At 71.8% G+C, this 10445-nt stretch carries 10 protein-coding genes and 1 riboswitch; of the genes, 7 read left to right on the top strand and 3 right to left on the bottom strand.

Going from position 1 to position 10445, the window contains the following annotated elements; translation table 11 throughout:
* The 5 genes from ACWCPM_RS24425 to ACWCPM_RS24405 form a co-directional block, all read left to right on the top strand.
* On the top strand, positions 1-546 hold a 546-nt coding region (locus ACWCPM_RS24425), incomplete at its 5' end, for a flavodoxin-dependent (E)-4-hydroxy-3-methylbut-2-enyl-diphosphate synthase (RefSeq protein ID WP_450978378.1).
* 31 nt (positions 547-577) lie between these two features.
* Complete coding sequence (gene dxs / locus ACWCPM_RS24420; RefSeq protein WP_450978377.1) at positions 578-2608, top strand: 1-deoxy-D-xylulose-5-phosphate synthase; 2031 nt, start codon at positions 578-580, stop codon at positions 2606-2608.
* On the top strand, positions 2605-4032 hold the full coding sequence (locus ACWCPM_RS24415; protein ID WP_450978376.1) for an aspartate aminotransferase family protein: 1428 nt from the start codon (positions 2605-2607) through the stop codon (positions 4030-4032). Before dxs ends, ACWCPM_RS24415 begins: the two co-directional genes overlap by 4 nt.
* 84 nt (positions 4033-4116) lie before the next feature.
* On the top strand, positions 4117-4737 hold the full coding sequence (locus ACWCPM_RS24410; protein WP_450978375.1) for a helix-turn-helix domain-containing protein: 621 nt from the start codon (positions 4117-4119) through the stop codon (positions 4735-4737).
* The gene (locus ACWCPM_RS24405; protein ID WP_450978374.1) at positions 4734-4850 is read left to right on the top strand and encodes a DUF6126 family protein; all 117 of its coding nucleotides are present in this window, start codon (positions 4734-4736) and stop codon (positions 4848-4850) included. Before ACWCPM_RS24410 ends, ACWCPM_RS24405 begins: the two co-directional genes overlap by 4 nt.
* A 78-nt stretch (positions 4851-4928) precedes the next feature.
* Here the strand turns inward: ACWCPM_RS24405 and ACWCPM_RS24400 are convergent, their stop codons facing one another.
* Positions 4929-5726: a tyrosine-protein phosphatase gene (locus tag ACWCPM_RS24400; RefSeq protein ID WP_450978373.1), complete on the bottom strand. Its 798-nt coding sequence runs from the start codon at positions 5724-5726 to the stop codon at positions 4929-4931.
* A gap of 447 nt (positions 5727-6173) precedes the next feature.
* Positions 6174-6340: riboswitch (cyclic di-AMP (ydaO/yuaA leader) on the top strand.
* A 4-nt stretch (positions 6341-6344) separates the two neighbouring features.
* On the opposite strand from ACWCPM_RS24400, the gene ACWCPM_RS24395 reads away from it, so the two are divergent.
* The gene (locus ACWCPM_RS24395; protein ID WP_450978372.1) at positions 6345-7328 is read left to right on the top strand and encodes a M23 family metallopeptidase; all 984 of its coding nucleotides are present in this window, start codon (positions 6345-6347) and stop codon (positions 7326-7328) included.
* 235 nt (positions 7329-7563) lie between these two features.
* Positions 7564-8349 (top strand): SGNH/GDSL hydrolase family protein, encoded by a 786-nt coding sequence (locus tag ACWCPM_RS24390; protein ID WP_450978380.1) that lies wholly within the window; start codon positions 7564-7566, stop codon positions 8347-8349.
* 124 nt (positions 8350-8473) lie between these two features.
* Here ACWCPM_RS24390 and ACWCPM_RS24385 read toward each other — a convergent pair whose 3' ends face one another.
* Together ACWCPM_RS24385 and ACWCPM_RS24380 are read right to left on the bottom strand one after the other, a co-directional pair.
* Positions 8474-9091 (bottom strand): TetR family transcriptional regulator C-terminal domain-containing protein, encoded by a 618-nt coding sequence (locus tag ACWCPM_RS24385; RefSeq protein WP_450978371.1) that lies wholly within the window; start codon positions 9089-9091, stop codon positions 8474-8476.
* Between the two features lie 53 nt (positions 9092-9144).
* Positions 9145-10323, bottom strand: a complete 1179-nt coding sequence (locus tag ACWCPM_RS24380; protein WP_450978370.1) for a Glu/Leu/Phe/Val dehydrogenase dimerization domain-containing protein — start codon at positions 10321-10323, stop codon at positions 9145-9147.
* Positions 10324-10445 lie beyond the last annotated feature (122 nt).

The raw sequence follows: 10445 nt of genomic DNA, 5'->3' as shown, positions 1-10445 counted from the left end.
GACTACCCGCTGCACCTGGGTGTCACGGAGGCGGGTCCGGCGTTCCAGGGCACGATCAAGTCGGCGGTCGCCTTCGGTGCGCTGCTCTCCGAGGGTATCGGCGACACCATCCGGGTCTCGCTGTCGGCTCCGCCGGTCGAGGAGGTCAAGGTCGGCAACCAGATCCTGGAGTCCCTCAACCTCAGGCAGCGCGGTCTGGAGATCGTTTCCTGCCCGTCCTGCGGGCGCGCCCAGGTCGACGTCTACAAGCTGGCCGAGGAGGTCACGGCGGGGCTCGAAGGCATGGAGGTCCCGCTGCGCGTCGCCGTCATGGGCTGTGTGGTGAACGGTCCCGGTGAGGCCCGGGAGGCCGACCTCGGGGTCGCTTCCGGCAACGGCAAGGGGCAGATCTTCGTCAAGGGCGAGGTCATCAAGACCGTCCCGGAGTCCAAGATCGTCGAGACGCTGATCGAAGAGGCCATGAAGCTGGCCGAACGGATGGAGCAGGAGGGGGCGGCGACAGGCGTCCCCTCCGGCCGGGGGAAACCGGCAGTGACTGTGAGCTGACGCAAGGCACGGACCGAGAGGGGGCCCGAGAGTGACGATTCTGGAGAGCATCCGGGGACCACGCGACCTGAAGGCGCTGTCCGAGGCGCAACTTGGCGAACTGGCAGAAGAGATCAGAGAGTTCCTGGTGCACGCGGTCGCCAGAACCGGCGGCCATCTGGGGCCCAACCTGGGCGTGGTGGAACTGTCCCTCGCGCTCCACCGGGTCTTCGAGTCCCCGGCCGACCGCATCCTGTGGGACACCGGCCACCAGAGCTATGTGCACAAGCTGTTGACGGGACGTCAGGACTTCTCCAAGCTGCGCGGCAAGGGCGGCCTGTCCGGCTATCCCTCGCGCGAGGAGTCCGAGCACGACGTCATCGAGAACTCGCACGCCTCCACCGCGCTCGGCTGGGCCGACGGGCTCGCCAAGGCGCGCCAGGTGCAGGGGGAGAAGGGCCACGTCGTCGCGGTGATCGGCGACGGCGCCCTGACCGGCGGAATGGCCTGGGAGGCCCTGAACAACATCGCGGCGGCCAAGAACCGGCCCCTGATCATCGTCGTCAACGACAACGAGCGCTCCTACGCCCCGACCATCGGCGGACTCGCCAACCATCTGGCGGCGCTGCGGACCACGGACTCCTACGAGAAGGTGCTGGCCTGGGGCAAGGACGTGCTCCAGGGCACGCCCATCGTCGGGCACACCCTCTACGAGGCGCTGCACGGCGCCAAGAAGGGTTTCAAGGACGCGTTCGCGCCCCAGGGGATGTTCGAGGACCTCGGGCTGAAGTACGTCGGGCCGATCGACGGGCACGACGTGAAGGCCGTGGAGTCGGCGCTGCGGCGCGCGAAACGATTCCACGGGCCGGTGCTCGTGCACTGCCTCACCGAGAAGGGCCGCGGCTACGAACCGGCCCTCGCGCACGAGGAGGACCACTTCCACACCGTCGGCGTGATGGACCCGCTGACCTGCGAGCCGCTGACTCCCGCGGGCGGCCCGTCCTGGACCTCGGTGTTCGGTGACGAGATCGTGCGGATCGGGGAGGAGCGGGAGGACGTCGTCGCGATCACCGCGGCGATGCTGCACCCGGTGGGTCTGGGCGAGTTCGCCCGGCGGTTCCCGGACCGGGTGTGGGACGTCGGCATCGCCGAGCAGCACGCGGCCGTCTCCGCAGCCGGCCTCGCCACCGGCGGGCTGCACCCGGTCGTCGCCGTCTACGCCACCTTCCTCAACCGCGCCTTCGACCAGCTCCTGATGGATGTGGCGCTGCACCGCTGCGGTGTGACCTTCGTCCTGGACCGGGCCGGGGTGACCGGCGTCGACGGGGCCTCGCACAACGGCATGTGGGACATGTCGATCCTCCAGGTCGTGCCCGGACTGCGGATCGCGGCGCCGCGCGACGCCGACCAGTTGCGGGCCCAGTTGCGCGAGGCGGTCGCCGTCGACGACGCGCCCACGCTGGTGCGCTTCCCGAAGGAGTCCGCGGGGCCCTGCGTCCCCGCGGTCGACCGGGTGGGCGGCCTGGACGTGCTGCACCGGTCCGAAGAGCCCGAGGTGCTGCTCGTCGCGGTCGGTGTGATGGCGCCGGTGTGCCTGCAGGCCGCCGAGCTGCTCGCGGCCCGGGGGATCGGCTGCACGGTGGTCGACCCCCGCTGGGTCAAGCCGGTCGATCCCGCGCTGCCCGGCCTCGCGGCCGGGCACCGGCTGGTCGCCGTGGTCGAGGACAACAGCCGGGCGGCGGGGGTCGGCGCCGCAGTCGCGCTGTCCCTGAGCGACGCCGACGTGGACGTGCCGGTACGCCGCTTCGGCATCCCGGAGCAGTTCCTGGCGCACGCCAAGCGGGGCGAGGTGCTGGCCGACATCGGCCTCACACCGGTCGAGATCGCCGGCCGGATCGGCGCGAGCCTCGCCGTCCGGGACGAGCGGCACCGGGCGACCGCGCCGCCGGGCGCGCGGCGCGGGGAGGGCGGGCAGCGGCCCGCGACGGAGGGGCCGTCCACGGGGGTCGTCGTACCGGTGCCGGAGCAGTCCTCGAAGGCGACCGCCGCCGGGGAGACGCTGTCCAAGGAGAACCACCCATGACCACCGCGGAATCCGCGTCGACCCCGCCGGAGCCCGTGCCCGGCGGCGCGTTCGACCTCGGCGCGCTGCTCGCCGAGCGCGGCGCCGAGCGCTACGACCTGCACGCCCGGTACCTCAACCACCAGCTGCCGCGCATGCTGCACACCATCGGCTTCGACAAGGTCTACGAGCGCGCGGAGGGCGCCCACTTCTGGGACGCGGAGGGCAACGACTACCTGGACATGCTCGCCGGCTTCGGGGTCATGGGCCTGGGCCGCCACCACCCCGTGGTGCGCAAGGCGCTGCACGACGTGCTCGACGCGCAGCTCGCCGACCTCACCCGGTTCGACTGCCAGCCGCTGCCCGGTCTGCTCGCCGAGCGGCTGCTGGCGCACAGCCCGCACCTGGACCGGGTGTTCTTCGGCAACAGCGGGACCGAGGCGGTGGAGACCGCGCTGAAGTTCGCCCGGTTCGTCACCGGCAGGCCCAGGGTCCTGTACTGCGCGCACGCCTTCCACGGCCTGACCACCGGCTCGCTGTCCGTGAACGGCGAGGCGGGCTTCCGGGACGGCTTCGCCCCGCTGCTGCCGGACACCGCCGTACCGCTGGGCGACCTCGACGCCCTGGCACGGGAGGTGAAGAAGGGCGACGTCGCCGCGCTGATCGTGGAGCCGATCCAGGGCAAGGGCGTGCACGCGGCCCCGCCCGGCTATCTGCGGGCCGCCCAGGAGCTGCTGCACCGGCACAAGGCGCTGCTCATCGCCGACGAGGTGCAGACGGGTCTCGGCCGCACCGGCGACTTCTACGCCTACCAGCACGAGGAGGGCGTCGAGCCCGACCTGGTCTGTGTGGCGAAGGCGCTCTCCGGCGGCTATGTGCCGGTGGGCGCCACGCTCGGCAAGGACTGGATCTTCAAGAAGGTCTACTCGTCGATGGACCGGGTGCTGGTCCACTCGGCCAGCTTCGGCTCCAACGCGCAGGCCATGGCCGCCGGGCTCGCGGTGCTGTCGGTCATGGAGAGCGAGCAGGTCGTCGCCGGCGCCCGGGCCACGGGCGAACTGCTCAGGTCCCGGCTCGCCGCACTGGTCGACAAGTACGAGCTGCTCGCGGACGTGCGCGGCCGGGGGCTCATGATCGGCATCGAGTTCGGGCGGCCCCGGTCGCTGAGGCTGCGCAGCCGCTGGGCCATGCTCCAGGCCGCCCGCAAGGGACTCTTCGCGCAGATGGTCGTCGTCCCGCTGCTCCAGCGGCACCGGATCCTCACCCAGGTCTCCGGCGACCACCTGGAGGTGATCAAGCTGATCCCGCCGCTGATCATCGGTGAGCGGGAGGTGGACCGGTTCGTCGACGCCTTCACGGACGTGATGGACGACGCCCACAGCGGGGGCGGGCTGATGTGGGACTTCGGTAAGACGCTGGTGAAGCAGGCGGTGGCCGACCGCTGACGCTCCGGACTCGCCCCGGTGGGTGCGGTTTGCCTCTGAGGCAATAGATTTGCCCTAGAGGCAATAATCGGGCTGAATGGAGCCATGAGCTCCTCATCAGAGCTCGGGGCCGAGGCGACCGGCGTGCTGCCGGTCGTCGCCCCGCAGCTCCGCGACCTGCGCCGCCGGGCCTCCCTCACCCTGGAGGCCGCCGCACGTGCGGCGGGACTGTCACCCGCCCATCTCTCCCGGCTGGAGACCGGGCAGCGCCAGCCCTCGCTGCCGATGCTGCTGGCACTGGCCCGTATCTACAGTACGACCGTCTCGGAGCTGCTGGCTGAGACGGTCCCCGACCGGGATGCCGTCGTACGCGCCGCCGACATGGAGTCCACGGCTGCGGCCGGCTGGACGTACTGGCAGGCCGGCGCCTCCGGGCGGGGCATGCAGGCCCTGCGGGTGCACGTGCCGTACGGCTCGCAGGGCGACATCGTCCGGGTGCACGCCGGTGAGGAGTGGCTGTACGTCCTCACGGGGCGGCTGCGGCTGCGCCTGGGTGACGCGGCTCACCTGCTCGACCCGGGTGACAGTGCCCACTTCGACTCCCTGACCCCGCACCTCATCGCCGCCCAGGACCCGGGCGGGGTCGACCTCCTGTTCGTTCACACCTTGCTGCAGAGCCCCACGGCCGCGCTGTGCCTCGGCCCCGTCACAGGAGACATGCCATGAGCGACATCGAACAAAAGCTTCCCCGGGGCATCTGGCTCCGTCTGCTGATCTACATCGTGGCGGGGCACCTCTTCGCCGCCTTCCTCTACCTGCTGTTCGAGGTCGGGGCCTAGTAGTACCGCGTCGGCCAAGGTTCGCCCCGCTCCTCGCGGGCGAACCTCGTCCGACGCGGCGCCAGTGGCCCCCAGGGGTCAGTCGAGCAGGCGCTCGCGCAGTCGCTCCCGGGTCTCCGGGGTGACGCCGAGCGCCTGTGCCAGATAGGTGTCGACGTCGCCCCAGGTCTTCTCGACGGTCTCGAACGCCGCCGACAGATACTCCGCGCGCGCGTCGAAGAGGGGGCTCAGCAGCTCCATGACCTCGGGCGACCAGGACGGGCCGGAGTCGCCGCCGCGGTGCATCTTGTAGCGGCGGTGCTTGACGTTGGACTCCAGGTAGTCGGCGAGGATCGCCTCGCGCTCCACGCCGACCGCCAGCAGCGTGACGGCGATCGACAGGCCGGCGCGGTCCTTGCCCGCCGCGCAGTGCATCAGCGCGGGGACACTGTCCTCGGCGAGCGCGTGCAGCACCTGGGAGTGCTCGGCGGTGCGCTCCGTGACGATCGCGCGATACGACGCGATCATCCGGTCCGCGGCCTTGCCGTCGGCCAGGACATTGCGCAGTTGCTCCAGGTCCCCGTCCCGGACCATCTTCCAGAACTCGGCGCCGTCCGCCGGGTCCGTCAGCGGCAGGTTCACGTTGCGCACGCCCGGCAGCTCCACGTCCGGGCCCTCCAGCTCCTGGTCCGCGGCGTTACGGAAGTCGAAGACCGTGTGCAGCCCCAGGGCGGCCAGGAACACGGCGTCCTCCGCGGTGGCGTGCGCGAGGTGGCCGCTGCGGAACAGCACTCCGTGCCGCACCCTGCGCCCGTCCACCGTCGGCAGCCCGCCCACGTCACGGAAGTTGCGCACTCCGGCCAGCTCGGGCTCGGTCGACGGCACCTGCTGCGTCACGGGGGCTCCCTCCCATCGCCCCGCCGGCGCTGCTCGCCGTCGGGCACTTCCCTGACGATACGACACGCGTTCTCACATCCATGAGTTGTCCACAGGTGGTCGCCCGGGAGTGATGAAAGCGGGGGAGTGGACGGTTATCGACGCATATGCACCTTCTGCCCCAATCGCGTGCTTCGCTCCAACTCGTCGCGGAACAGGGAGACCTGGAGCGGAGTCACGTGAGCAGTGTCATATCCGTGACCGAGCGTCGTTCGTCATGACCACGCAATTCACATGGCTTCAAGGGCGTTTACCGGATTCACATGCGTCCCGATGCACGGAGTGTGACCGGAATTGGGGTGAAAGGATCAACGAAACGGTGTTCCGGCGGAACCTCTCGCTTGTCCCGTTGCGTCTCGGTCGCTTACGTTCCACCCGATCCGGACGGACGCCGAATCCTGCCGCCGCCCGGTGCCCGCGCCAACTCACCCGTGTACGGCAGGAGCGGGGGACCCACAGGCAGAACAGCCTGTCCCGGTCTCCGGAACAGGCTCGGGGTAAAGCCGCGTCCCCGCGCGGCCGGACATCTCCAGTCCGCACCCGACAGCTCACCTCGCAGGCGCCGGAGAGGAACTCGCCATGCCCGCGAAGGGTAAGCACCGCCGTCCGAAGACCCAGCGCTTCACCCGATCCATAGCCGTCGCCGGAACCGGTGGTGCCGCGCTGGCCCTCCCGCTGATGGGGGCCGCCGGCGCCCACGCCACCACGGCGCAGTCCGCCGCGGAGAAGGCCGTCTCGTCGATCCCGGCCCAGAAGACGGCCGTTCGGCAGCACGTCACCGAGAAGCAGCCCGCCGTGAAGCAGTCCGCCGACCGGTCGGGTGCCCGGACGTATTCCGTGCGGGCGGGCGACTACCTCTCGAAGATCGCCGACGAGCAGAACGTCAGCGGTGGCTGGCAGCGGCTCTACGAGGACAACCGGGAGGCCGTCGGCGGGAACCCGGCGCTCATCCACCCGGGTCTGAAGCTGACGATAGGCCAGAGGGCCGCGGCGAACACCGACGAGCCGGCCTCCTCCACCGCTGCCCCCTCGGCGAAGTCGTCGTCCGCGGAGACGCCTCAGTCCTCGGAGCGGTCCGCGGAGACCGCGCAGGCGCCCGAGTCCGCCGCGGACCAGGCTTCCGCCGCCCCGGCCGCGGACACCGCCCCCTCCACCGGGTTCTCCGCCCCCGTGGAGGGTGCCGGCATAGGCACCGCCTACCGCGTGACGGGCAGCATGTGGGCCAGCGGCTACCACACGGGCGTCGACTTCGCCGCCGCGAGCGGCACCCCGCTCAAGGCGGTCGGCGAGGGCACGGTCGTCTCCGCGGGCTGGGCCGGTTCCTACGGCAACCAGGTCGTCATCAAGCTCGCCGACGGCTTCTACGCCCAGTACGCCCACCTGTCCTCGCTGTCCGTCTCCGCCGGTCAGACCGTGGGCGCGGGCCAGCGGATCGGCCTGTCGGGCTCGACCGGCAACTCCACGGGTCCGCACCTGCACTTCGAGATCCGCACCACGCCGGACTACGGCTCGGACGTCGACCCGGTCGCCTACCTGGCCTCCAAGGGCGTCCCGATCGGCTGACGCACGCGCCGCTCATGCCGCAGAAGGCCGGTCCCCGATCCAGGGGGCCGGCCTTCGGTGTCGACCGTGTCCATGGCGTCGCCCGTTTCCGTCGGGGCCTATTCCGCAATTGACCAATCCTTTGGCCGTGGCCTTTCTCACCGCGCGTCAACCCCTTCCTACGGTCGCGTAGGTCACATTCGAAGGGGAATCATGTCCCGACGTGGCAGACGATTCGAAGAATGACAGCAGATCAGTGATCGGGTCGTACGTGGCGGTGGGGGACAGTTTCACCGAGGGCGTCGGCGACCCCGGCCCCGACGGGGCGTTCGTCGGCTGGGCCGACCGGTTCGCCGTACTGCTCGCGGACCGCCGACCCGAGGGCGACTTCCAGTACACCAACCTCGCCGTGCGCGGCAGGCTGCTCGACCAGATCGTGGCGGAGCAGGTCCCGAGGGCCGCCGGACTCGCGCCGGACCTGGTCTCGTTCTGCGCCGGCGGCAACGACATCATCCGTCCGGGCACCGACCCGGACGACGTGGCGGAGCGCTTCGAGCGCGGGCTCGCCGCACTGCTCCCGGCCGCCGGGACCGTCCTGGTGACCACCGGCTTCGACACCCGCGGCGTCCCCCTGCTCAGGCATCTGCGCGGCAAGATCGCCACCTACAACGGCCATGTGCGGGCCATCGCCGACCGGTACGGCTGCCCGGTGCTCGACCTGTGGTCGCTCAAGTCCGTCCAGGACCGCCGTGCCTGGGACGACGACCGTCTGCACCTGTCGCCCGAGGGGCACACGCGCGTGGCACTGCGCGCCGGTCAGGCCCTGCGCCTGGCCGTCCCCGCCGACCCGGAGCAGCCCTGGCCGCCGCTTCCGCCGCGCGGCGCGCTCGACGTGCGCCGGGACGACGTCCACTGGGCGCGGGAGTACCTGGTGCCGTGGATCGGCCGGCGACTGCGGGGCGAGTCCTCGGGCGACCATGTCACCGCCAAGGGCGTGTTGTCGCCGGACGACATCAAGATGCGGATCGAGTCGGTGGCCTGAGGCCGCCCGCGGGCGGCCTCGCGGCACCCGTGCGGAACGGGCCGTTCCGGCTGCCGGGCCGGTTCGGGCCGCGGGCGGGCCGCGCGAGGTCGCACGGCGGAGAAGTGGCGGAACAGGCACCCGTTCAGTGCGGTGGAGTCGCCGGCATCTCCGCGGACCGGAGTTCCCGCGCCAGCGCCTCGTCCACCCACTCCTGCGCACGCGCGCGTGACACGGCTCCCGCGTAGGACGTGATCTGGACGGCGAGCCCGTCGAGCAGGGCCGTCAGGCGCAGGGCCGCGCCCATGGGGTCGGGGCAGCGGAACTCGCCCGCCGCCACCCCCTCGGCGATGACCTCCGCGATGGCCGCCTTCCAGCGCTTGTCGAGGTCCCGGGTGACCTCCCGCAGCGCGGGCTCGCGCAGCGCCGCCGCCCAGCCCTCGATCCACAGGCGCCAGCCCTTCGCCGGTCCCGTCGGCGCGTACCAGCGCACCGCCGCCCGAAGCCGCCGCTCGGCGGTCGTGCGCCGGCCCAGCAGCTTGGCCAGATGGGCGAGGTCGTCCTCGGCCGCGTACGCGAACGCGGCGGCGACCAGCCTCTCCTTGGTGGAGAAGTGGTACAGCACCAGCGCGTTGCTCACCCCGAGCGCGGACGCCACATCGGCGATCCGCACCGCCGCGACGCCGCGCACCTCGATCTGCTCCACCGCGGCACGCAACAACTCCTCGCGCCGCTGCGCCACGCTCAACCGCACTCTCGCCACGCCGTCACCCTAACGGGCAACGTCCGCACGGTGGCCGGGCGGTGACCTTCGCGTCAGCGGTACGACCCGAAGCGCTCCGTGAGCAGCGGCAGCCGGTCCCCGGCGACGGCGTGCGCGGCGGCCCGCGGCGTGCTCCCGTCGGCCTCCGCGCGGTCCAGCACCAGTTCGGTCAGGGCGCGCAGGGAGCGCCGCGTGTACGCGAACGCCTCCCGCGCGTCCGCGCCGATGTCACCGAACAAGGTCCACCACCACCAGGCGTTCGTCGCCGAGTTGACGACCACGTCGGGCAGGACCGTCACCCCGCGCGCGGTGAGCAGCGCCTCCGCCTCGGGGACGACGGGCATGTTGGCGGCCTCGACGATCCAGCGGGCGGTGATCCGATGCTGGTCCGCGGCGCCGATCGCGTAGGAGACGGCGGCGGGCACCAGCACCTCGGCGTCGGCGGCCAGCCAGGCGTCCCCGGGAAGTTCGCGGGCCCCGGGCCGCAACGCCGTACGGTCCACCGTGCCGTACGCGTCCCGCGCGGCGAGCAACGCGTCGACGTCGAGCCCCGCCGGATCGGCGATCGTGCCCCTGACGTCGGCGACGGCGACGACCGTGAGGCCCGCGCGTGTGAGGAAGCGCGCCGTGGCGCCACCCATGGTGCCCATGCCCTGTACGGCGACCCGGGTGCCCGCGTACGGCAGGCCCGCCCGGTCCAGGGCGGCGAGCACCGCCTCCGCGACCCCGCAGCCGCCGACCAGCTCGGCCAGCCCGATCCCGTCGACCTCCACCGCGAACGCGTCGGCGAGCCGCCGCCGTGCGGCCGTCTCGTCCGCCAGCAACGGGTACACCGCCTGGATCGACGAGACCAGCCCCGCCTCGGCGGCGGCCCGGTCCACCAGGTCCTGGGTCAGACCGAGGTCCTCACCGGTGGTCCAGAAGGTCTCGATGTAGGGCCGCACGGCCCGCAGGTACCGGACCAGCAGCCCGTACGCCGCCGGGTCCCGGGGATCGCAGTCGATGCCGCCCTTGGCGCCGCCGAGGGGTACGTAACGGGCCTCCGGGTCGTAGTGCAGGGCCTCCTTCACGGACATCCCGCGCGCGAGTCCGGCGACCTCCTCCAGCGTGCAGCCCGGGCGCATCCGCAGTCCACCGCTGGCCACACCGCGCACCAGACGGTCGACGACCAGGAAGCCCTGGCGGCCGGTGACGTCGTCGGTCCAGGTGAGCGACAGAAGGGGGGCGGTCACGGAAACTCCTTGTGGCAGCGGCTGTTTCGCGTCTCGCGCGGGTTACGCGCGTACTGAATCACGAGTCAGTATGCACGTCGGGCGGCGGATGGTGTCGGTGGGGCGGACCATAATGGAGGTCC

This window comes from Streptomyces sp. NPDC002309, assembly GCF_053593375.1.
This window is presented reverse-complemented; position numbering and strand designations above follow the sequence as displayed.

Bases quoted from the DNA above. Each gene is read 5' to 3' on its own strand.
- ACWCPM_RS24410 (WP_450978375.1), top strand. From the start codon at position 4,117: ATGAGCTCCTCATCAGAGCTCGGGGCCGAGGCGACCGGCGTGCTGCCG.
- ACWCPM_RS24395 (WP_450978372.1), top strand. From the start codon at position 6,345: ATGCCCGCGAAGGGTAAGCACCGCCGTCCGAAGACCCAGCGCTTCACC.
- ACWCPM_RS24405 (WP_450978374.1), top strand. From the start codon at position 4,734: ATGAGCGACATCGAACAAAAGCTTCCCCGGGGCATCTGGCTCCGTCTG.
- ACWCPM_RS24415 (WP_450978376.1), top strand. From the start codon at position 2,605: ATGACCACCGCGGAATCCGCGTCGACCCCGCCGGAGCCCGTGCCCGGC.